At 62.8% G+C, this 20,635-nt stretch carries 18 protein-coding genes and 1 pseudogene; 7 read left to right on the forward strand and 12 right to left on the reverse strand.

Annotation, left to right across the window (positions count from 1 at the left end; genetic code table 11):
- Positions 1 to 181: 181 nt before the first annotated feature.
- Positions 182 to 496 (forward strand): antibiotic biosynthesis monooxygenase, encoded by a 315-nt coding sequence (locus NKH63_RS17360; RefSeq protein WP_023718222.1) that lies wholly within the window; start codon positions 182 to 184, stop codon positions 494 to 496.
- Positions 497 to 541: 45 nt separating this feature from the next.
- Here the strand turns inward: NKH63_RS17360 and NKH63_RS17365 are convergent, their stop codons facing one another.
- Positions 542 to 1,684 carry an alpha-hydroxy acid oxidase gene (locus NKH63_RS17365; RefSeq protein WP_352918217.1) on the reverse strand — a complete coding sequence of 381 codons (1,143 nt, stop codon included), beginning with the start codon at positions 1,682 to 1,684 and terminating at the stop codon, positions 542 to 544.
- A 78-nt stretch (positions 1,685 to 1,762) separates the two neighbouring features.
- The gene (locus NKH63_RS17370) at positions 1,763 to 2,785 is read right to left on the reverse strand and encodes a LacI family DNA-binding transcriptional regulator (protein ID WP_352918219.1); all 1,023 of its coding nucleotides are present in this window, start codon (positions 2,783 to 2,785) and stop codon (positions 1,763 to 1,765) included.
- 537 nt (positions 2,786 to 3,322) lie between these two features.
- Here NKH63_RS17370 and NKH63_RS17375 point away from each other — a divergent pair.
- From NKH63_RS17375 to NKH63_RS17390, 4 genes are all read left to right on the forward strand, one after another.
- Positions 3,323 to 4,285 carry a sugar-binding protein gene (locus tag NKH63_RS17375; RefSeq protein WP_352484310.1) on the forward strand — a complete coding sequence of 321 codons (963 nt, stop codon included), beginning with the start codon at positions 3,323 to 3,325 and terminating at the stop codon, positions 4,283 to 4,285.
- A gap of 113 nt (positions 4,286 to 4,398) precedes the next feature.
- Positions 4,399 to 5,943 carry a sugar ABC transporter ATP-binding protein gene (locus tag NKH63_RS17380; protein WP_023718225.1) on the forward strand — a complete coding sequence of 515 codons (1,545 nt, stop codon included), beginning with the start codon at positions 4,399 to 4,401 and terminating at the stop codon, positions 5,941 to 5,943.
- Positions 5,944 to 5,966: 23 nt separating this feature from the next.
- Positions 5,967 to 6,962, forward strand: coding sequence for an ABC transporter permease (locus NKH63_RS17385; protein WP_352918221.1), 996 nt, complete (start codon positions 5,967 to 5,969; stop codon positions 6,960 to 6,962).
- 151 nt (positions 6,963 to 7,113) lie between these two features.
- The gene (locus NKH63_RS17390) at positions 7,114 to 7,644 is read left to right on the forward strand and encodes a DUF2231 domain-containing protein (protein WP_023718227.1); all 531 of its coding nucleotides are present in this window, start codon (positions 7,114 to 7,116) and stop codon (positions 7,642 to 7,644) included.
- A 90-nt stretch (positions 7,645 to 7,734) separates the two neighbouring features.
- Here NKH63_RS17390 and phnN read toward each other — a convergent pair whose 3' ends face one another.
- The 9 genes and pseudogenes from phnN to NKH63_RS17435 all read right to left on the reverse strand — a co-directional run bounded on the left by phnN (position 7,735) and on the right by NKH63_RS17435 (position 17,220).
- Complete coding sequence (gene phnN / locus NKH63_RS17395; protein ID WP_352918223.1) at positions 7,735 to 8,364, reverse strand: phosphonate metabolism protein/1,5-bisphosphokinase (PRPP-forming) PhnN; 630 nt, start codon at positions 8,362 to 8,364, stop codon at positions 7,735 to 7,737.
- Positions 8,361 to 9,500, reverse strand: a complete 1,140-nt coding sequence (locus NKH63_RS17400) for an alpha-D-ribose 1-methylphosphonate 5-triphosphate diphosphatase (RefSeq protein ID WP_352918229.1) — start codon at positions 9,498 to 9,500, stop codon at positions 8,361 to 8,363. The genes phnN and NKH63_RS17400 overlap by 4 nt, the downstream gene beginning before the upstream one ends.
- 80 nt (positions 9,501 to 9,580) lie before the next feature.
- Positions 9,581 to 10,288, reverse strand: coding sequence for a DUF1045 domain-containing protein (locus NKH63_RS17405; RefSeq protein WP_023718230.1), 708 nt, complete (start codon positions 10,286 to 10,288; stop codon positions 9,581 to 9,583).
- Between the two features lie 152 nt (positions 10,289 to 10,440).
- A complete protein-coding gene (iolB, locus tag NKH63_RS17410) occupies positions 10,441 to 11,250 on the reverse strand; it encodes a 5-deoxy-glucuronate isomerase (protein ID WP_352484309.1) in 810 nt (269 codons plus the stop codon).
- 2 nt (positions 11,251 to 11,252) lie between these two features.
- The gene (locus tag NKH63_RS17415) at positions 11,253 to 11,471 is read right to left on the reverse strand and encodes a DUF3329 domain-containing protein (RefSeq protein ID WP_352918232.1); all 219 of its coding nucleotides are present in this window, start codon (positions 11,469 to 11,471) and stop codon (positions 11,253 to 11,255) included.
- A 42-nt stretch (positions 11,472 to 11,513) separates the two neighbouring features.
- A complete protein-coding gene (gene iolE / locus NKH63_RS17420) occupies positions 11,514 to 12,431 on the reverse strand; it encodes a myo-inosose-2 dehydratase (protein ID WP_352918234.1) in 918 nt (305 codons plus the stop codon).
- Positions 12,432 to 12,477: 46 nt separating this feature from the next.
- Entirely contained in the window at positions 12,478 to 14,322 is a 1,845-nt protein-coding gene (gene iolD / locus NKH63_RS17425) for a 3D-(3,5/4)-trihydroxycyclohexane-1,2-dione acylhydrolase (decyclizing) (RefSeq protein ID WP_352918236.1), read from the reverse strand.
- Positions 14,323 to 14,357: 35 nt separating this feature from the next.
- Entirely contained in the window at positions 14,358 to 16,292 is a 1,935-nt protein-coding gene (locus NKH63_RS17430) for a bifunctional 5-dehydro-2-deoxygluconokinase/5-dehydro-2-deoxyphosphogluconate aldolase (protein WP_352716528.1), read from the reverse strand.
- Between the two features lie 201 nt (positions 16,293 to 16,493).
- Positions 16,494 to 17,220 (reverse strand): annotated as a pseudogene (locus tag NKH63_RS17435) (SDR family NAD(P)-dependent oxidoreductase).
- Positions 17,221 to 17,357: 137 nt separating this feature from the next.
- Between NKH63_RS17435 and NKH63_RS17440 the strand changes: the two are divergent.
- On the forward strand, positions 17,358 to 18,251 hold the full coding sequence (locus NKH63_RS17440) for an AraC family transcriptional regulator (protein ID WP_023718237.1): 894 nt from the start codon (positions 17,358 to 17,360) through the stop codon (positions 18,249 to 18,251).
- Here NKH63_RS17440 and NKH63_RS17445 read toward each other — a convergent pair.
- The gene (locus NKH63_RS17445) at positions 18,248 to 19,093 is read right to left on the reverse strand and encodes a MurR/RpiR family transcriptional regulator (protein ID WP_352484502.1); all 846 of its coding nucleotides are present in this window, start codon (positions 19,091 to 19,093) and stop codon (positions 18,248 to 18,250) included. The two genes, NKH63_RS17440 and NKH63_RS17445, sit on opposite strands and share 4 nt — an antisense overlap.
- Before the next feature lie 153 nt (positions 19,094 to 19,246).
- Between NKH63_RS17445 and NKH63_RS17450 the strand changes: the two genes are divergently transcribed.
- Entirely contained in the window at positions 19,247 to 20,356 is a 1,110-nt protein-coding gene (locus tag NKH63_RS17450) for a Gfo/Idh/MocA family protein (protein ID WP_023718239.1), read from the forward strand.
- The last annotated feature ends 279 nt before the right edge of the window (positions 20,357 to 20,635 follow it).

Below are 20,635 nucleotides of genomic sequence, written 5' to 3' on the forward strand. Positions count from 1 at the left end.
GGGCGCGCGATTGAGATCGAGTGTCGTCCTCTTCCTAACAAACATCGCCAGGAACAGGCGTTCGGCGTGAGATGGCTGAAGCCAACCTTCCGATTTTCCGATACGCTCGTTTGAGGGTTTGAGGTGCCTTAGGGCTTTCGCGCATTCGAGGTTCTTCAGGTCTTTCACGGGGGGAACATACATGATGGCATTCAACAGCGTCCGCTTCCAGGTCAAGCCGGGAAGTGAAGACGAATTCGTCGAACTGTTCAGCAGCGCTCCGCGCAATTTCGAGGGATTGCGAAAAATGGCTCTCATCAAATCCGGAGATGGCGCCTTCTTTTCGATTGGAGAGTGGGACACTTTCCAGCACATGGTCGATGCTCGGCCCAAAATGCTAGGCAATCTTGATCGGTTCCGGCATACGTTGCAGCAGCTTGAAGGCGGATATACGGATGCTGTTTCCGGCGAGGCCGTCTTCGAAACGGACGGCAGGAGCGGCGGCAGGTCGGTGTAGTGTTCGCATTTCGACAAAGCTTATGCCGTGCGCATCTCCCGCCACTCACCTAAACCGCACATTCCCCCTGGAAAGCTCGGCCACCGACCTGCATCCCATCAGCCGCATGCCGCGTTCGATTTCGGTTCTCATCAGGCCGAGCGCCCGTTCGACGCCGGCCTGTCCGGCGGCTGCCAGCGGGAACAGATAATACCGCCCGACGCCGACGGCCTTGGCACCCAACGACAGGGCTTTCAGCACATGCGTGCCGCGCTGGACGCCGCTGTCGATGATCACGTCTATCTTGTCGCCCACCGCGTCGACGATCTCCGACAGCTGGTCGAACGGGCTGCGCGAGCCGTCCAGCTGCCTGCCGCCATGATTTGACAGAACGATGCCGGTGCAGCCGATGTCGACCGCCTTGCTGGCATCGGCAACGCTCATGATCCCCTTCAGGCAGAACTGGCCGTTCCAGAAGCGGACCATGTCTTCGACGTCCTTCCAATCCAGCGATGGATCGAGGATCTCCGTGAAATAGCGGCTGATGGAAAGCGCTCCGCCGCCGAGATCGATATGGCCGTCCAATTGCGGCAGGCTGAACTTGTCGTGCGTCAAATAGTCGATGGCCCATCTCGGCTTGATCGCGAACTGCATCATGCCGCCGAGCGTAAGCCGAAAGGGGATGGAAAAGCCGGTCCGCAGGTCACGCTCGCGGTTTCCGCCGGTGACGCTGTCGACGGTCAGCATCATCACCTCGACGCCGGACGTCTTGGCGCGCTCCATCATGGCGCGGTTCAGGCCGCGATCCCTATGGAAATAGAACTGATAGACCTGCGGCGTCCGGTGCTTGCGGACTTCCTCCAGGCTGACCGTCCCAAGCGACGAGACGCCAAACATCGTCCCGAACTTCTCCGCCGCCGCGGCGACGGCGCGCTCGCCGCTATGGTGAAACAGCCGCTGGAGAGCCGTCGGCGAACAATAGACCGGCATCGCCAGTTTCTGGCCCATGACGGTGACCGACATGTCGATCTGCCCGACACCGGCAAGCACGTTTGGGACGAGGTCGCAGTCCTCGAACGCAGCCGTGTTGCGCCGCAGCGTCGTCTCGTCGTCCGCGCCGCCATCGATATAGTCGAAGATCGGTCCTGGCAGGCGCTGTCTGGCCAGCCTGCGAAAGTCCTGAAAATTATAGCAGCTTTGCAACCTCATAGGGCTCAATCGGATCTATGCGGGGCGCGATGTCAAGCCTATGCAATTGTCGATCGCCGACTATTCCGCCGCCTCGCGTCAGCCCGCCACCGCGCCAACCGACTCCCGCTCCACCAGCGGGCATTCGAGCTTGGTGATGGGATGGCGGCCACGACCGGGAGGGGCGGGGACTTCCAGCTGCTCGATCGCCCATTGCCCCATCGCCATATGCGGCAGGATCGACGTCGTCAGCGGCGGGAACAGATGGCGCGCGATCTCCTCGTCGTCATAGCCGACCACCGAAATATCCTGGGGGATGTTCAGGCGGGCCTCCTTCAGCGCCTCGTAGCAGCCGATCGCGGTGCGGTCGTTCTGGCAGAAGATGGCGGTCGGCCGGTCTTTCAGCGCCAGTAGCTTGATGGTCGCGGCATAGCCGGCGCTCGCCGACCAATCGCCTTCGACGACCAAGGCCGGGTCGAACGGGATGTCGGCTGTCGCCAGCGCCCGGCGGTAGCCCTTCAGCCGGTCCTGCGCCGCCTGCATCCATGGCTCGCCGGTGATGGTGGCGATACGGCGATGGCCATGGCTGATCAGGTGCCGGGTCGAGCTCTGGCCGCCGGCGATCTCGCTCGGCACCACGGCGGGGAAGGCATAGTCGGCGGTGTAGCAGTTGAGCAGGATGACCGGAATGTCGAGGCCGTAGAGATACTCCGGCGCGACGATCTCGCGGGTGAAGATGGTCATGTAGATCAGCGCCGAAATGCCCTGCTTGGTCAGCGCCGCGATGGCCCGGGGCTCCATCACCTCGTCGCCCATGGTCTGCGCCACCAAAAGTACATTGCCAGCGTTCCACGAGGCTTGCCGCGCCCCTTCAATGGCGACGACCGCCTCCGGGCTGGTCGCCAATTGGTCGACGGCGAAGCCGATCACGCCATCCAGCCCGTCAAAAGCGGCAACCGGGGCTCGCAGGGCGGAAAACACCGGCGGCGCATAACTGAGGGCCCGCGCCGCCTCTATCACCCGCTCACGAGTTTGCTGCGATAGCCTGATGCCCGGCGTGTTGTTGAGGACGAACGAAACCGTCGCCTGCGAACAACCGGCGGCCCTGGCGATGTCGGTCATGGTAACGCGGCCTCTGGGGTTTTTCCCGGACGGTTTGCGCCGCCTTGTACCCTCAAGGACGGGATCGCGTAGTGGTTCGTTCATGTCATTCGTCCCTCAAATCTCGCATTTGTAAGGTAAAGCGATGCTAATAGATATAAGTGCCGTCTTAAGTGATTTAGTCGCGAATCCGACGTGACAGCGCATTGGGAGGCTCCTTTCTTGTGAGAATCCCGATTAAACTAATACTCTTTACTAATATCCGGCGGCCCTATAACGTCAATCCATCATGCTCGGACGAACATCGGACCCGCGCATGTTCGGAACGTAAGCCAGCCTAGTGGCGGACAGTTCCCGTCAACCGAAGCTCGCCTGCCGTTTCGAGGAAATGTCAGACAAATCGGACTATTTACGAACGACGAATGAGTCTCTAAAGTCGACGATCGCGGCTGGAATGGCGTCGTTCTTCGCTGCCGGAACCCTGAGGAGGAGGGCGTCCAAGCCGCGCCGGCACGTTCATCATCAGCGAAAATTACTGAGTCAAATGGGAGGTTGAATATGAAATCTGCGATACGAAATGCGTCCGTCGCCGCTGCGGCCCTGCTGCTCGGCCTGTCCGTGAGCGCAATTGCGCGGGCCGACGACAAGCCGACACTGGCCTTCGTCGTCAACGGCGCTTCCGATTTCTGGAAGGCTGCCGAAGCCGGGGTCAAGAAGGCTCAAGGCGAATTGCCCAATTACAATCTAGAACTCAAATATCCGGAGCAGTCCTCGGTCGCCATCCAGCAGCGCCTGATGGACGATCTGGTGACGGCCGGTGTTAAGGCGATCATGGTCTCGGCCGTCGATCCCAAGACGTCGACCGACGGGCTGAACAAGATCGCCTCGGAAACGGCGTTGTTCACCACCGACAGCGATGCACCGCAGACCAAGCGTGTCGCCTATATCGGCTCGTCCAATGTCGATGCCGGCAAGCAGGCGGCAGAGATTGCCAAGAAGGCGATGCCAGATGGCGGCAAATGCCTCGGCTTCGTCGGCCTGCTCGGCGCCGACAATGCCAAGGAACGCATCCAGGGCATGAAGGACGGCCTCGCCGGCACCAAGATCGAACTGGTGGACGTGCGTGGCGACGATATCGACCAGGCCCGCGCTAAGAAGAACGTCGAGGACGCGCTGGTCGCCAGCCCCGACGTCACCTGCATGGTCGGCTTCTATTCCTACAACACGCCGCGTATCTATGAGGCGCTGCGCGATGCCGGCAAGCTCGGCCAGATCACCGTCGTTGGCTTCGACGACGATCCGATCACGCTGGGCGGCGTCAAGGAAGGCACCGTCGCCGCCACCGTCGTGCAGCAGCCCTTCGAATGGGCCTATCAGGGCATGAAGCTGATGGCCGCCTATCTCGAAGGCAACAAGTCGGGCGTTCCCGCCGATGGACTGATCATCATCCCGACCAAGATCATCGGCAAGGACGATGTCGACGCCTACGCCGCCAGCCTCAAGGCGATGTCTGGAAACTGAGCAAACTAGGTTGCGCCGGCTCAAGGTTCGCCTTGTGCGGGCGTTCTATTGACGGGCCTCGCGAGGCCCGTCAGTCTGAGTCCAAAACGGCTCACCGGCTGCTGTCAGGCGTGATGAATTATTCCGACCCATCCATCGTTGCATCCACGGACGCTCCGTTCCTGAGCCTCAACGGTGTGCGCAAGACCTATCCCGGCGTTGTCGCGCTGGACGGGTTCTCGATCGAGGTCAGGCCCGGCGAGGTCATCGGCCTGGTCGGCGAAAACGGCGCCGGCAAATCGACGCTGATGAAGATCCTCGGCGGCGTCACCAGGCCGGACACCGGCACCATCATTGTCGATGGCGCCGCCCATGACGGGCTGACTGTCGAGGCCAGCATCGGTTCGGGCATCGCCTTCGTCCACCAGGAACTCAACCTGTTCGAAAACCTCGACGTTGCCGCCAATATCTTCTTCGGCCGCGAACCGCTGCGCGCCGGCCCGCTCAAGCTGGTCGACCGCGCCAGGCTGCGAGCGCTGGCGGCGCCGCTGCTCAAACGCGTGGGCGCCAATTTCTCGGCCGATACGCCGGTATCGGCGCTGTCGCTGGCCCAGCAGCAAATGGTCGAGATCGCCAAGGCGCTGTCGATCAAGGCAAGGCTGGTTATCCTCGACGAGCCGACCTCGAGCCTGCCGATCGCCGAAACCGACAAGCTGCTTGGTGTCATCAAGGCGCTGAAGGCAGACGGCATCAGCGTCATTTTCATCTCACACCGCCTGCACGAGGTCGAGCGCGTCGCCGACCGCGTCGTCGTGCTCAGGGACGGCATGCTCGCCGGAACTTTGCCGAAGAGCGCCATCAATCACGACCAGATGGTCAAGCTGATGATCGGCCGCATGCTCAAGGAGAGGGAGAAGGCCGCAGAATCGGCGCGCCCGCCGGGCTCTGTCGCGCTGTCGGTCAAGGCCATTCGCACCGCCGCCTATCCCGACCGGCCCGTCGACCTCGACGTCAGGCATGGCGAGATCCTCGGCCTTGCCGGTCTCGTCGGCTCCGGTCGGACGGAGCTGGCGCGCGTGCTGTTCGGCATCGACAAGAGCTTTGGCGGCTCGTTCCAACTTGACGGAAAAGATCTGGTTCTTGGTTCGGCCGCGGACGCAGTGGCCAACGGTATTTTCCTCGTCCCGGAAGACCGCAAGCTGACCGGCATCCTGCTCGATCTGTCGATTGCCCAGAACATCTCGCTGCCCAATCTGCCGGCGCATTCGCGGCGCTCGCTGGTCTCGGCCAGCGCCGAGGCCGCCACCGCCGAGAAACAGAAGACCGATCTGGGCATCAGGGCGCCCTCCGTGCAGACGCGTACCGGCACGCTGTCGGGCGGCAACCAGCAAAAGGTCGTGCTGGCCAAATGGCTGGCGATGAAGCCGAAGGTGATGATCCTCGACGAGCCGACACGCGGCATCGACATTGGCGCCAAGGCCGAGATCTACGGGCTGATGCGGGCGCTGGCCGATGCCGGCGTCGCCGTGCTGATGATCTCCAGCGACATGGAGGAGGTGATCGGTGTTTCCGACCGCATCGCCGTCATGCATGAAGGCCAGATCTCCGGCATTCTCGACAAGGAACGGTTCAGCCAGGAAAACGTGCTGCTGCTGGCGGTCGGCAAGCAGCCGAAATAGTTCGCCGGCATTGGGAGACGACGATGAGCAAGAAAGATCTCGGCCTGCTGATCCTGATCCTGGCGGTCGGCGCGGTGGTAGCGATCATCAACCCGCGCTTCCTGCTGCCGATCAATCTCGCCAACACCTCGAACCTGATCGGGTTGTTCGGCATCCTGTCGATCGGCCAGGCTTTCGTCATCATCACCGGCGGCATCGAATTGTCGGTCGGCTCGGTGGTTGCGCTGCTCGGCGTGCTGTTCATCGACTTCATCGCCACGCGCGGCATGGTCTGGCCGGTCGCCCTGCCGCTGATCCTGGTGCTCGGCGGCATCATCGGGCTGGCGCATGGCTGGCTGATCACCCGGCTCAAATTGCAGCCTTTCGTGGTGACCTTGTGCGGCCTGCTGATCTATCGCGGCGTGGCGCGCTTCTATACCGCCGACGGCACCGCCGGCTTTGCCTTCGGACAGAACTTCCCGGAACTCGAGTTCCTGACGGCGGGGCGGTCCTGGGGCGTGCCGAACAGTTTCATCGCGCTGATCGTCATCGCCGTCGTCATGTGGGTGGTGCTGCACCGTTCGGTGTTCGGGCGATATCTCTACGCCATCGGCAAGAACGAGGAAGCGGCGAAATATTCCGGCATCCGCACCGGCCGCATCGTCATGGCCGCCTATGTCATCTGCGGCGTGCTGACGGCGCTGTCGGCTATCTATTTCGCCATGTACACACGCTCGATCTCGCCGGCGAGCCACGGCCAGTTCTACGAGCTCTACGCCATCGCGGCAGCGGTGCTCGGCGGCTTCTCGCTGCGCGGCGGCGAAGGCTCGCTGATCGGCGTCCTGCTCGGCACGGTGCTGCTGCAGGAGTTGCAGAACCTCGTCAACCTGCTCGGTATCCCGTCCTCGCTCAACTTCGCCGTGATGGGCGGGGTGATCCTCATCGGCGTTCTGGTCGACCAGCAATGGGGCGTGTTCAGGGCGCGGCGGCGGATGCTGGAAGCCACCCGCAAGGGCGTGGCGGGTGCTGCCGCGGAATGACGCAAAAATAGCTGGATGAAATACGCCGACTGCCATTGGCAGGCATGAAAAGGTCAGCCTGAGCTTCGCGACAGCAGTTCAGGTTAATCTCTATTTGGAACGAAACCCGTATCTGAGCGTTTATTTAAGCTTTGCTACGCGGAGGCGTCCCATGCCCATGAATCCAGTAAGTACCGCAAAGATAGGAACTCACCCCCTCCACCCGATGCTGATACCTTTTCCTGTCGCGTTTCTTGTCGGTGCCTTTGTCACCGACCTGGTTTTCTGGGGGACTGCCGACGCCTTCTGGGCACGGGCATCGATGTGGCTGATCGGGGCAGCTATCGTAATGGCGCTTCTCGCTGCGACAGCTGGTTTTATCGACTTCCTCAACGAGCCGCGCATTCGCGCCTTGTCCGACGCCTGGTACCACATGCTGGGCAACTTGACCGCGGTCGTTGTGGCTCTGATCAATTTCTACCTTCGCTATGCCCAAGGCGCCGAGGCCGCGGTCCGACCGTGGGGCGCGCTGTTGTCGTTCATAGTGGTCTGCATACTGCTGTTCACCGGCTGGAAGGGCTGGGAGATGGTCTATCGGCATCACGTTGCAGTTCTGGATACACCGGCGGATGCACCAGCGAAGCCTTCGACAACCACTAGCACGGATACTCATCACGCTGGTCGGGACCGGCACGCCGCATGAGGCCATGATCCCGAACAGTGGATACTGGTTTCCAAAAAGATATGGGTTAGACAAGTAGCGCCCATCCCGAATGCATCGGATGGGCGCGCCTTAGATGAGGCCCGACATGTCGGAGAAGGCCATGGCCTTGCGCAGCACCTCGGTGAAGCGCTCGCCGGCGGCTTCACGAGGGCCGCTATTGTCGATGGAGGTGACGCCCGGTCCGGACAGCGCCACATTGGCGCTGCGCGCCAGCCGTGCCAGCACTTCGCCGCGCGACTCGCGCCCGCGCAAGGCCAGCCGCTCGGCCAGGATCTCCGGTGCAGCCGTGATCTCGACGATAGCCAGATTGGCGTAGCGGTCCCGCAGCCTCGGGATGATCGCGCGCGAGACGTTGGCGATCGCGACACGGCCGTTGGAGACTGACCAGTCGACTTCGGCCGGGATGCCATAGCGCAGGCCATGCGCCTCCCAGGAAATCGCGAAGGCGCCATCCGTTTCGGCCTCGACGAAGGCAGCGTCGGCTAGCGTATCGTGATCCTCGGTGGCCGCATCGCTCGGCCGGGTGATCACCCGGCGAACGAACTCCAGTCGGCTCTCGTCGGCAAACATGGCGCGCGCATAGCCGATCACCGTGTCCTTGCCGGCACCGCTCGGTCCGACGACGGCGACGAAGACGCCGTCGCGGATTGGAAATCCCGCGGCGGACAATTCACGCTCGACCGATGCCGACACCATCATGCGACCCGCCGTCCCTGCCGCCACACCGTGCGGACAACCGGGACGTGATCGTCGACGCGCACGCGAACCAGATCGGCGCGCCGGCCGGGCTCGATGACACCGCGATCGGTGAGGCCGACCGCCTCGGCCGGGTTCTTCGACACCATCGCCACTGCCTGAGGCAACGAGATGCCCTCGACCACGTCGCCGAGGAAAAAGGCCGACTGGATCAGGCTGAACGGAATGTAGTCCGATGACAGGATATCGAGCAGGCCGTCGCCGGCCAGTGTGCGGGCCGAGACATTGCCCGAATGCGAAGCGCCGCGCATGACGTTCGGCGCGCCCATCAAAACGCCGAGCCCTGCCTCTTTCGAAGCCCGAGCCGCCTCCTCGGTGGTCGGGAACTCGGCGACACGGACGCCTTGCTCGATCGCTTCATCGACATGGCTGACGGTTGCGTCGTCATGGCTGGCGAGCACGATACCGCGCTCTTTGCACGCAGCGGCGATGAAGCTGCGGTTCGGGCTCGAGTTCTTCGCCGATTCCGCCATCCGCTTTTCGCAGAATTTCTGGAAATCGCGATCGGTCAGCTTCAGCTTGCGCTGGTAGTAATACGCATAGGTTTCGAGATCGACGAATTGCCGCTGTCCCGGCGCGTGGTCCATCAGCGACGCCAGCCTGACCCGCTCGTCGCCGTCGAAATTGGCGAAGGCTGTGAGGCAGTCCGGCGCCGAAACCTCGCAGCGCAGATGGATGAAATGGTCGGCCCTGAGCCGGTCCTGCTGGACGCTGTCCTCAATCGCCTCGGCCAGCTTGCGTATGTCGGCGGCCGTCAGGTCGGCGTCCTCGTCCATACCGACGCGCAAGGCGTCGAGCACGGTGGTGATGCCGGCGGTCGCCACCTGCGCGTCGTGGGCGAGCACCGCGGCGATCGGGTTCCAACGCACTTTCGGCCGTGGCGCGTAGTGGCCTTCGAGATGGTCGGTGTGGAGCTCGACCAGGCCAGGGATGATGAAGTCGCCGCCCATGTCCTCGCCGCTGCGGCCAGCGCCGGGAGCAATGTCGGCGATCACGCCGTCGCGCAGCACGATCGACCCTTCGACGATCTGGTCGGCAAGCACGATGCGGGCGTTGTCAAGAACGGTCTCGGCGGTCATTTCAGGCAGTCCTCGGAGCATTTTGCAGCCAACTGAAAATGGATTGGCGTCGCACAATGCGGTTAAAGCAAATAGTCATCTCAGGCAGTTCTTCTGGCCGGGCGGCGCCCGAGCGCGTGATGGGACAGCACCATGAACGGCGCACCCGGCTCAGTTTCGACAAACAGCGTCAGCGCGTCCACCGGCACCGGCCGTTGCAGCACGTCCGCAAACAGGCTGTCGATTGCTAGGCGAAGACGAGGGCTTTCCTGTGACGACACCCGGCCGGACAGGGTCATATGGAAACGAAACGTCTCGAAGACATAGGGGTAGCCCCATTGGCAGAGATTGCGGAACTCATCGGGCTTCAGCGAGTCGGGGCTGCGGCGTTCAATCTCCGCGTCTGTCAGCGGCGCGCGAAAGCGGTCGAAGCCGCGCACCACATCATCGGCGAAACGGTTGAGCCCCGGCAGCGGTGCTTCCGGCACGAGCGCGAAAAAGCTGTCGATCTGGCTGACGACGAGACGCGGGACCGTCACCACCGGCGTCGCCTCGGCAAAATCATCGAGTGCGGCGCGAAGCGAGGCCTCCGTCTCGTTTGAAGCCAGCCGGAAGGGCGCCTTCAGCGTCGCATGAAAGCCGTAGCGGCGCGCCGAGGCGGTATGGAAGGCAACTTCCGCTGCCGACAACTCGCCCACCGCCTCGACCGGCCTCGTGGCGGCACCGAAGGGATCACGGCCGAGCCAATTGGCGGCGATCCGCGCCAGCGGTTCGTCCTGCAGGGGGGTGAAATAGATCGCGTAGCGCATCGAAGTTCCTCGTCAGCCCCGCTGCCATAGGCGATTTGCATGACGAAATGACGAAGCTTTGCAGCGTTTTCGGTAACAAAACGACACAGCCTGGTCATTAGCCGACGATTTTTTCGGCTTGGACCAGCGGTTGAGAAGCGAAGGGGAAACGGTCAGGCCATCAGCCATTCGTGCTCGGGCGCGTTGTGGAATTTCCACGTCCGCTTCGGTCCGGCCATGACGTTGAGATAATAGAGATCATAGCCGTGGCAGGCGGCGCAGGGGTGATAACCCTTGGGTACCAGCACGACGTCGCCGTCCTCGATCGCCATCGCCTCGTCGAGCGAACGAGAGCCGTTCTGGTCGGCATCGGTGTAGACGCGCTGGAAAGCAAAGCCCTGCGGCGGGTTGAGGCGGTGGTAATAGGTCTCTTCGAGATAGGATTCGGCCGGCAGATTGTCCTGGTCGTGCTTGTGCGGCGGATAGCTCGATGTGTGGCCGCCGGGCGTGATGACCTCGACCACCAGCAGGGAATCGGCCGGCTCGCCCTCCGGCAGGACGTTGGTGACGTAGCGCGTGTTGGTGCCTTTGCCGCGGGTCTCCTGGCCGAGATCCTTCGGCGCAATGATGCGGACCGGCAGACCGCCGCCAAGCCCCGGCGCCGAGCACACGGCGAGTTCGAGATCGGTATCGGCGCTCACCGACCACTCCGAGCCCTGCGGCACATAGACCGACCACGGCTTGCCCTCGAACGGCGACATGCGTTCGCCGAGCAGGCCGAGATCCTTGCCGCCGGCCTTGACCTTGCCCTTGCCGGTGACGAATACCAGGCAGACCTCACGATCCGCGGTTTGCCCGGAAGCGGTGTCGCCGGGCCTCAGCCGATGCAGATCGAAGCCGACATAGGTCCAGCCGGCGTTTTGCGGCGTCACATGGGCGATGCGGCCGTGGCCCTTATTGGCTTTGACGAGCAGCTTCGACATGGTCATTCCTTCGGTTTGGCGTTTGCCGATGGCTTGTCTTCGTCGGCCGGTTTGTAGAGGTAGAAAAACTGCCAGACCGCATAGCCGGCGAAGCCGAGCGCGATCACGCCCCAGAACGGCGTGCCGGTGGCGAATTCGATCGCCGACCAGACCAGGCAGACCGCGACAATGGCAACGCGCCGCCACAAAGGCCGGAAAAACGGGTGCTCGGAGTCTTTCATCGGATAAACGCCGGCATCGGGTCAGCCCTTCCTCGCGAACTCTCAAGCATTGGGAAAGCCCTGTGTCTCCACCGTATAGCCGGCCGCCGTCATCACCCGCATCAATTCCTTGTAGCCGACCTGTGCCATCTTGAGTGGCGGGTTCTTCTTCGGATCCTGCTCGGCCTCGACCACGAACCAGCCTTCATAGCCGTGGTTGGCGAGCCTCTGGACGATGGCGCCAAAATCCAGCGATCCATCTCCCGGCACGGTGAAGGCACCAAGTGCTACCGCGTCGAGGAAGGATTGCTTGTTGCGATCCAGCTTTTGGATCACCTGCATGCGTACGTCCTTGACATGCACGTGGTTGATGCGCCGGTGGTGGTTGTCTATCGCGCGCAGCACATCGCCGCCGGCAAAGGCCAGGTGACCGGCATCGAGCAGCAGCGGAATGCCCTCTCCCGAATAGCGCATGAAAGCGTCGAGCTCCGGCTCGGTCTCGATCACCGCCGCCATATGATGATGGTAGGAGAGCGGCATGCCTTGCCCGGCACACCATTCGCCGAACTCGGTTAGCCGCCTAGCGTAGGCTTTCATCTCATCGTCCGACAGCCTCGGCTTGATGGCAAGCGGTTTCGAGCGGTCGCCCTGGATGGAACGGCCGACTTCACCATAGACGATGCAGGGCGCATTCACCGCCTTGAACAGGTCGATCATCGGCTGGATACGAACCTTGTTCTTCGCCATGTCTTCGTCGACCAGCGTCCCGGAGAACCAGCCGCCGCACAGCGTCACGTCGGCCTCTTTCAGGATCGGCAGCATGATCTCCGGATCGCTGGGAAAGCGGCGGCCCATTTCCATGCCGGTAAAGCCAGCCGAGCGCGACTGGCGCAGGCACTCCTCCAGCGACACATCATCGCTGAGTTCGGCAAGATCGTCGTTCCACCATGCAATCGGGGACATGCCCAGTTTGGCTTTCAAGTCGTCACTCCAATTTCTGACATTCGAGGCGGCGTTGGCGGGCGCGTTAAAACCGCCGCCCGCTCAGCGCTTCCTCATATTTCTTGCGCGCCGCGTTCACTTGCGGCCGTGCCGAGACTTCCGGCACTGCGACATCCCACCAGCTTCCACCGGCCTCGGTCGAAGCCAGCGGGTCGGTGTCGATGACCAGCACGGTCGTTCGCGTATTCTTCTTCGCTTGCGCCAGGGCCGTTTCCAGCCCGGCGATCGACGCCACTTTTTCGGCAATCGCACCCATGCTTGCAGCATGCGCGGCGAAGTCGATCTCGGGCAAGGTCTCGTGACGAGCGTCCTTCAGCAAATTGTTGAAGTTGGCGCCGCCGGTCGCCATCTGCAGCCGGTTGATGCAGCCATAGCCGCGGTTGTCGAGCAGCACGATGGTCAGCTTGAGGCCGAGCATCACCGACGTAGCGACCTCGGAATTGAGCATCAGGTAGGAGCCGTCGCCGATCATCACCACAACCTCCTCGTCGGGCTTGGCCATCTTGACGCCAAGCCCGCCGGCGATTTCGTAGCCCATGGTCGAGAAGCCGTATTCGGCATGATAGGAGCCGGGCGCGCCCGCCTGCCATAGCTTGTGCAATTCGCCGGGCAAGCCGCCGGCGGCATGGAGCAGTACCACGCCGGAGCCCATGGCGCGCTGTACGGCGCCGATCACCTGCGCGTCGGACGGATAGGCGGCATTGGTCGACGCCGTCACCTTGCCGGCATCCGCCTGCCAGTCCTTCTTGCCGCTGATCGCATTGTCGGTCCAGCCAGAAGGAGCTTTCCAGCCTTTCAGCGCCGCACCGAGTTCGGCGAGCCCTTCAGCCGCATCGGCGACCAGCGGCAGCGCCTGGTGCTTTCCGGCATCGAAAGGCTGGACGTTGAGCCCGATCATGGTCTTGCCGGAATTCTTGAACAACGCCCAGGAGCCAGTGGTGAAATCCTGCAGCCTGGTGCCGACGGCAAGCACGACGTCGGCCTCTTCGGCCAGCCTGTTGGCAGCCGAAGTGCCGGTAACGCCGACCGCCGCCATGTTCAGCGGATGATCGTCGGGCAGCGAGGATTTGCCGCCTTGCGTCTCGCACACCGGAATGCCAGCGTCTTGCGCCAGCTTCGCCAATTCATCCGACGCTTGCGAATAGAGCACGCCACCGCCGGCAATCACCAATGGCTTCTTCGCGCTCTTCAGCGCCGCCACTGCAGCTGCTAACTCTTGGCGGTCCGGGCGCGCTCGCCGCTGGGTCCAGAGCCGCTCGGCAAAGAAACTCTCGGGATAATCATAGGCCTCGGCCTGCACGTCCTGGCACAGCGCCAGCGTTACCGGGCCACACTCAGCCGGATCGGTCAGCACCTGCATGGCGCGGTTGAGCGCCGGCATGATCTGCTCCGGCCGGGTGATGCGGTCGAAATAGCGCGACACCGGCCGGAGGCAGTCATTGACCGTCGCCGTACCGTCGGAAAAATCCTCGGCTTGCTGCAGGACGGGATCGGGAATGCGATTGGCGAAGACGTCGCCGGGCAGAAACAGGACAGGCAACCTGTTTACATGCGCAAGTGCTGCCGCCGTCACCATATTCAGCGCGCCAGGGCCGATCGAACTGGTCGCCGCCATGAAGCGGCGGCGGAAATTGGCCTTGGCATAGGCGATCGCCGCATGCGCCATCGCTTGCTCGTTATGGGCACGGAACGTCGGCAATTCGTCGCGGACCTGGTAGAGCGCCTCGCCGACGCCGGCGACATTGCCGTGGCCGAAGATTGCCCAGACGCCGCCGAAGATCGGCACTTTCTTGCCGTCGACCTCGGCCATCTGTTGGGCAAGAAAGCGGGTCAGCGCCTGCGCCATCGTCAGGCGGATTGTCTTGGTCATGTCGTTTTCCTCCGCAGTCCTTATGCCGCGCCTTCTTATGCTGCTTTGCGGCCGCGCACGGCAAGCCATGCCTCGGTCAGCCTCTCGAAGCGCGACGCCATGTCGGCAACCGCCTCATCGTCCGACATCTTGCCGGCAAGCCATTGTTCGGCCGCGTTGATGAAGATGGTACGGCCGACAGCGAAACCCTTGACGATGGGCGCCTTGGCGGTGGCGGCGAAGGCCGCTTCCAATTCGTCCTGCGGTGCTTCCAAACCCAGCAGTACAATCCCGCGGCACCACGGATCGTTCTTCAGGATCACCGCCTCGATCTTTGCCCATGCGCCGGTCGATGCCTGCGGTTCGAGCTTCCACCAGTCGGGCTTGATGCCGAGTGCGTAGAGTTCCTCAAGCGCCCGCGGGATGGTCATGTCGTCGAGCTTGCCGTGCTTGCCGGCGATGATCTCGACCAGAAGTTCTCTCCCCACTTTCCGCGCGGCCTCGAACAAAGCGCGCAGTTTCTGCTGCTGTTCGCTCTTCAGCGCCGCGGGATCGTCGGGATGATAGAAGCACAGGCATTTGATGCAGTGGTCGACCGGCCATTCGGTCAGTTGCGAGCCTATGTCTTGCGAGAACTCGAAGCGAAGCGGCCGCGAACCCGGCAACTCGACCGGCCGGCCGAGCCAGGCGAAGGAATGGTGGGCGAATTCGAACATCGCCTCGCGCCCGTATTTTTCGTCGAGCAGCATGCCATAGCCGCCGCGGCCAGCCGCGACCTTTGCCGCAGCCTTGACCGTCAGCACCTTGAAAGCCGGGATTCGCGACGGATCGGCGCCGGCCTTTGCCGCGACGTCCTCCAGCTGGACGCGGTGGTCGCAGGCGAACGCCATCAGAGAGGGGATGTCGCGCCGGCGCGTGGTCGCCCAATGGATGTGGTTGATCGCCTCGTCCTTGCGCAGCGCCAGATGCTTGCTGCCGTTTTTCAGGAAGAACTGCAATTCCTCGAAAGTCGGGTATTCAGGTGCGCAGAGCAGCCGCGATACGGCAAAGGCGCCGCAGGCATTGGCCCAGGTCGCGGCCGTCGCCAGGCTTTCCTCGCCGAGCCAGCCGCGCAGGAAGCCCGACATGAAAGCGTCGCCGGCGCCGAGCACATTGTAGACCTCGATCGGAAACCCCTTGCCGACGATACCGTCCTCGAGATCGTCGCTGATCGGCCCGTCATAGACGATGCAGCCCATGGCACCGCGCTTCAGCACTATGGTCGCCGTCGACAGCGAGCGGATGGTTTTCAGCGCGCTCAGGCAATCGTCTGCGCCGGAGGCGATCATGATCTCCTCTTCGGTGCCGACGATGAGATCGCAGTCGGGCAGCACCGTCTTCAACTGCGCCGAGACGCGGTCGGATTTCACATAGCGCTCGAAGCCTTCGGCATGGCCGGCGAGGCCCCACAGGTTAGGGCGGTAGTCGATGTCGAACACCACCTTGCCGCCCTTGGCCTTCATGACACGGATCGCCTTGCGTTGCGCGGCGTCGCTGTTGGGCCGTGAAAAATGCGTGCCGGTGACGACGACCGCGCGTGCTGAAGCAATGAAGGCCTCATCGATATCGTCTTCCGAAAGCGCCATGTCGGCGCAATCGCTGCGATAGAAGATCATCGGCGAGACGCCCTCATCCTCGACCGACAGCAGCACCAGGGCGGTCAGCCGCTCCGGATCGGTCTTGAGGCCTTGGACCGAAACGCCCTCGCGGGTCAGCTGCTCGCGGATGAAGCGGCCCATCTGCTCATTGCCGACGCGGGTGAGCAACGCCGAGCGCAGGCCGAGCCTGGCAGTGCCGACCGCGATATTGGCTGGACAGCCGCCGACCGACTTGGCAAGCGAAGTAATGTCCTCGAGGCGCGAGCCGATCTGCTGGCCATAGAGATCGACGGAAGCGCGGCCGATCGTGATGATGTCGAGCGGCGCATGTCTCGCTTCCACGGCTTCGCCCATTCGAACCTCCCATCGGCTTTGTTGTCTTGGGTAACACGCGCGAGCGGCAGCGTGGCGCCGGCAATATGAAATAATAATTCCAATCCATAGTCAATATGGAACGAGCATTCCCAAGGCCGAAAAGTGCTCTGCAAAGGCCGGCGCGGTGAGAAACTTTGAAGTCAGACGAACGTCAAGCGTCTGCCGCTGAAACCAGCTGATTTACCAAGGAAGCGGGCCGTCATCGTTGAAGTACCCGGCGGTCGGGCCATTGGCGTCCAGGGTCGCCAGGTGAATGACGATCTCGGCTGCCTGCTGCACCGTGCGCTGACCTTTATACCCGTTGAGATCGGTGGCGGTAGCCGGGCGCCGCGGCGTTGACCTTGATGCCCTGGAGCGCGAGCTCCCTGGCGAAGCCCACGGTGATGGCGTTCAAGGCTGTCTTGGAGCTGCCGTAGCCCATCATATTGACGGCGTGATTCGCGGTGGCGGGATCGAGCGCCCGGCCGATGGACCCGGTGGAGCTGCTCACCATCACGATACGGGCAGCAGGTGCTGCCAGCAGCAGCGGCAGGAATGCCTGTGTCACGCGGATCGGGCCGAAGACATTGACGTCGTAGGTGGCCTGGATGTCGGCGATCCGCTGCTGGCTCGGCGGCAGGTCGTAATTGATGGCGACGCCGGCGTTGTTCACCAGCACGTCGAGGCAGGGGCTGGCCTGCCCGAGCGCCTTGGCTGCCGCCTTCACACTGTCATCCCTCGTGACGTCCAGCTCAAGCCACTCTGCGTCGAGGCCTTCCGCGCACAATGCCTGCGCCGCCGCCATGCCGCGTTCGGCGCTCCTGGCGCCGAGCCAGACCTTGAAGCCCATGGTCGCCAGTCGCCGGGCGATTTCGCGGCCTATACCCTTGTTGGCGCCGGTCACCAGCGCGGTCTTCGAAGTCGTCATTTCGGTGTCTCCATTTTTCTTGTGGAAGACCCACAAATGGCGCGAGGCAGCGGGCGCCGCGCGCCGGAAATTCTCAGGCTCTTGCCTAATCCTCTCACGCTGTTGCGCGGCCAGCGTGAATGCGCGATGCTGGCGCAATGAACGAGGCGCTGCAGGAGTTGATCGAGATCGCCGGCCGCCATGCGCGCGGGCGACGAACAAGAACGGCGGTTCCCCGCGTTTCGATCGGCTGCAGCGAAGTCGCCACGGCACCATTGCCGGGTGTGTGGGGGTCGGGGATCTTATTCGTATTGCAGGGCGCAAAGACGGTCCTGATCGGCTCCCGGGCTCTTCGTTACAAGCCGGCCAGCTATTTCATCTACACTGTCGAGACGCCCACTATCAGCCAGATAGTCGAAGCCAGCGCGGCGCGTCCTTATCTGGCCATTGGCTTGACCCTTGACCTGCAAGCCGTCGCCGCGCTCCTCGTCGAGCACGCGCCAGCCCTCGGTGGCGACAGTTTCTTCTCCACCACTCCCGTTGATGACGATCTGCTCGACGCGTTGCGTCGAATGATGCGGTTGCTTGACCGGCCAGCGGAGATTCCCGTGCTCGCGACCATGCTCGAGCGGGAGATGCTGTTTCGGCTCCTGCAAGGCCCCCAGGGCGGAAAGCTTCGTGAACTTGCGCGCGCCGATGGCCATCTGTCCCGGATCGGCAGGGCGATCGCCTGGATCCGTTCGCACCCCCATCAGCCGGTCCGGGTCGGCGATCTGGCCGAGATCGCCCATATGAGCAGTGCTGCGTTTTATCGTCACTTCAAGGCGGCGACGGCCATGAGCCCAATCCAGTATCAAAAGCAAATCCGCTTGCTGGAAGCCCGCCATCTGCTGATTGCTCAGCCGGGCAACGTGGCGCGTGTCGCCTTCGCTGTCGGCTATGAGAGTGCTTCCCAGTTCAGCCGGGAGTATGCCCGCCAGTTCGGGTCGCCGCCTGCCCGCGACGCAGCGCGGCTTTTGGCAGAAGGCGAAACGGCAATAGAGGTGATCTAGGCCTTGCGCTTGCGGCCGCTATCGCGCCGCTTCTCGCCGACGGCAACGGTCAGCGCCATGGCCAAAGCCATCGTCGCCGACAGCGAGCGGAAGCCGGCGAAATCGGCCTCGGCGACCTCGAACCAGACCCTGGCGAATTGGGCGAGCGGCGAAAAAGAGCTGTCGGTGATCGCCACGATCGGCACGCCTTGCTCCGAAATGACGCGCGCCTCCTCGATGGTGGCAGGGGCATAGGGCGAAAAGCTGATGGCGATGACGGCATCCCTTGGAGAGGCAAAGCCGATCATCTCCGCGTTCAGGCCGGCGGCCGATTCGATCAGCTGGTTGCGGATCTTGAGCTTGCCCAACGCATAGGCGATATAGGAGGCGACCGGGTAGGAGCGCCGCTTGGCCAGCACATAAATGGTTTCCGCCTTGGCCAGAACGGCGATTGCGTCTTCGAAATGGTCTTCATTCAGCGTGCGCGAAATGTCGTTGAGCGAGGTGCTGGCTGCGGCGACGAAACCGTCGAAAATCGCCCGGTGGCCGGCGCCTTCCTCGGCCTTGGCGCGCAATGCCGCCAGCCTTTCATCGTAGGACGAGTTGCGCTCGCGCAGGCGCTCGCGAAACACCAGCTGCAGGCTGGTGAAACCGTCAAAGCCAAGCTGCTGGGCAAAGCGGATCAGGGTCGAAGGCTGAACACCGGCGGAGGCGGCGATGCTGGCAGCGGTGCCGAAGGCGATATCGTCGGGGTTGTCGAGCGCATAGGCGGCGATCTGGGCGATACGTTTCGGCAGGCTCTGACGCCGCTCCAGGATCGTCGCCCGCAGCGTTTCGAAATCGCGCGGCACCCGTTCGTCCATCGTCGCTCCGCCCAGGCTCATCGTCGGTTCCCTCTGTGCCCCATCATAGCGGACCTGTGCGAGAACACCATAAAAAATGAGACAAGCGTTCCATTTGCAAACAAAATGGACTAATTCATCCACACAAAATTTTGCACACAGGGAGGCAAGCGGATGGTCGGGGTAGGTCTTATCGGCACGGGCTTCATGGGCAAGTGCCACGCCATTGCCTGGAACGCGGTCGGCACCGTCTTTCCCGATGTCGACAAGCCAAGGCTGGTCCATCTGGGCGAGGTCAACGAGGACCTTGCCAAACGCCGTGCCAGCGAATTCGGCTTCGCCAAGGCCTCCGGCGACTGGCGCGCAGTCGTCGACGATCCCGACGTCGATGTCATCTCGTTGACTACGCCGAACCAGTTCCACCCGGAAATGGCCATCGCCATCCTCGAAGCCGGCAAGCATCTGTGGTGTGAAAAACCGATGGCGCCAAGTTTTGCGGAGGCGCAAGCGATGGCTGCGGCCGCGCGGAAATCCGGCAAGGTTGCCGCGCTGGGCTATAACTATATTCAGAACCCGGCGATCCGCCATATCGGCGCGCTGCTCGACGAGAAGATCATCGGCGAGGTCAACCATCTGCGTATCGAGATGGACGAGGACTTCATGGCCGATCCGGAGGCGCTGTTCTTCTGGAAGCACGAGGCGGCGTCCGGTTACGGCGCGCTCGACGATTTCGCCGTGCATCCGCTGTCGCTCATAGCGGTACTGTTCGGCCGCGTCGCCCGAGTCATGTGCGACATGGCCAGGCCCTATGCCGAACGCCGCGTCGCCTCGGGCGGGCGCCGCGCCGTCGAGACCTATGACATCGCCAGCATCCTGATGCATCTCGAAAACGGCATTGCCGGCACGTTGCTGGTCAACCGTTCGGCCTGGGGCCGCAAGGGCCGGATCGCCATCCAGATTTTTGGTTCGAAGGGCTCGATCCTGTACGACCAGGAGCGGATGAACGAGTTCCAGCTCTATCTGACAGCCGACCGACCGACGGAGCAAGGCTATCGGACAGTCCTGGTTGCCCCGCACCACAGGCCTTACGACGCCTTCCTGCCGGCGCCCGGCCACGGCCTTGGCTTTAATGACCTCAAGATCATCGAATGCCGGGAACTGTTGACGCGGCTTGCCGGCAAGCCGGCGCGGATCATCGACTTCGACGAAGGCCTGGAGATCGAGCGCACGGTGCACGCGATGGCGCGCTCGTTCGCGGAACAGCGCTGGATCGCTGTGCGGTAGTAAGCCCGGCGCTGGCTTCCCCTTCTCCCCTTGAGGGTGAAGGCGGCCGAGCGAAGCTCGGTCGGATGAGGGGTGTTGGACGGATCGCTACAGCGAAGAAATAAGCGCTTAAAATCCCTCAATATTTTACGCCGAGTTTCTTCCAGCACCCTCATCCGGCTCGGCGCTGCGTGCCGATCCACCTTCTCCCACAAGGGACCTGTTGCGCAGTCATGAGCAAAGCTTGCGGCGGCGGGGTTGCGGCGGTTGTTCGCTTGTTTGCGGGGGATTTGACGTCTT

Origin of the sequence: Mesorhizobium sp. M0960, assembly GCF_040319055.1 — a bacterium.
Classification (GTDB): domain Bacteria; phylum Pseudomonadota; class Alphaproteobacteria; order Rhizobiales; family Rhizobiaceae; genus Mesorhizobium.

Excerpts from the sequence above, each read along its gene's own strand:
- NKH63_RS17360 (WP_023718222.1), top strand. The coding sequence starts at position 182 with ATGATGGCATTCAACAGCGTCCGCTTCCAGGTCAAGCCGGGAAGTGAA.
- NKH63_RS17365 (WP_352918217.1), bottom strand. The coding sequence starts at position 1,684 with ATGAGGTTGCAAAGCTGCTATAATTTTCAGGACTTTCGCAGGCTGGCC.
- NKH63_RS17370 (WP_352918219.1), bottom strand. The coding sequence starts at position 2,785 with ATGACCGACATCGCCAGGGCCGCCGGTTGTTCGCAGGCGACGGTTTCG.
- NKH63_RS17375 (WP_352484310.1), top strand. The coding sequence starts at position 3,323 with ATGAAATCTGCGATACGAAATGCGTCCGTCGCCGCTGCGGCCCTGCTG.
- NKH63_RS17380 (WP_023718225.1), top strand. The coding sequence starts at position 4,399 with ATGAATTATTCCGACCCATCCATCGTTGCATCCACGGACGCTCCGTTC.
- NKH63_RS17385 (WP_352918221.1), top strand. The coding sequence starts at position 5,967 with ATGAGCAAGAAAGATCTCGGCCTGCTGATCCTGATCCTGGCGGTCGGC.
- NKH63_RS17390 (WP_023718227.1), top strand. The coding sequence starts at position 7,114 with ATGCCCATGAATCCAGTAAGTACCGCAAAGATAGGAACTCACCCCCTC.
- phnN (WP_352918223.1), bottom strand. The coding sequence starts at position 8,364 with ATGATGGTGTCGGCATCGGTCGAGCGTGAATTGTCCGCCGCGGGATTT.
- NKH63_RS17400 (WP_352918229.1), bottom strand. The coding sequence starts at position 9,500 with ATGACCGCCGAGACCGTTCTTGACAACGCCCGCATCGTGCTTGCCGAC.
- NKH63_RS17405 (WP_023718230.1), bottom strand. The coding sequence starts at position 10,288 with ATGCGCTACGCGATCTATTTCACCCCCCTGCAGGACGAACCGCTGGCG.
- iolB (WP_352484309.1), bottom strand. The coding sequence starts at position 11,250 with ATGTCGAAGCTGCTCGTCAAAGCCAATAAGGGCCACGGCCGCATCGCC.
- NKH63_RS17415 (WP_352918232.1), bottom strand. The coding sequence starts at position 11,471 with ATGAAAGACTCCGAGCACCCGTTTTTCCGGCCTTTGTGGCGGCGCGTT.
- iolD (WP_352918236.1), bottom strand. The coding sequence starts at position 14,322 with ATGACCAAGACAATCCGCCTGACGATGGCGCAGGCGCTGACCCGCTTT.
- NKH63_RS17430 (WP_352716528.1), bottom strand. The coding sequence starts at position 16,292 with ATGGGCGAAGCCGTGGAAGCGAGACATGCGCCGCTCGACATCATCACG.
- NKH63_RS17440 (WP_023718237.1), top strand. The coding sequence starts at position 17,358 with ATGAACGAGGCGCTGCAGGAGTTGATCGAGATCGCCGGCCGCCATGCG.
- NKH63_RS17445 (WP_352484502.1), bottom strand. The coding sequence starts at position 19,093 with ATGGACGAACGGGTGCCGCGCGATTTCGAAACGCTGCGGGCGACGATC.
- NKH63_RS17450 (WP_023718239.1), top strand. The coding sequence starts at position 19,247 with ATGGTCGGGGTAGGTCTTATCGGCACGGGCTTCATGGGCAAGTGCCAC.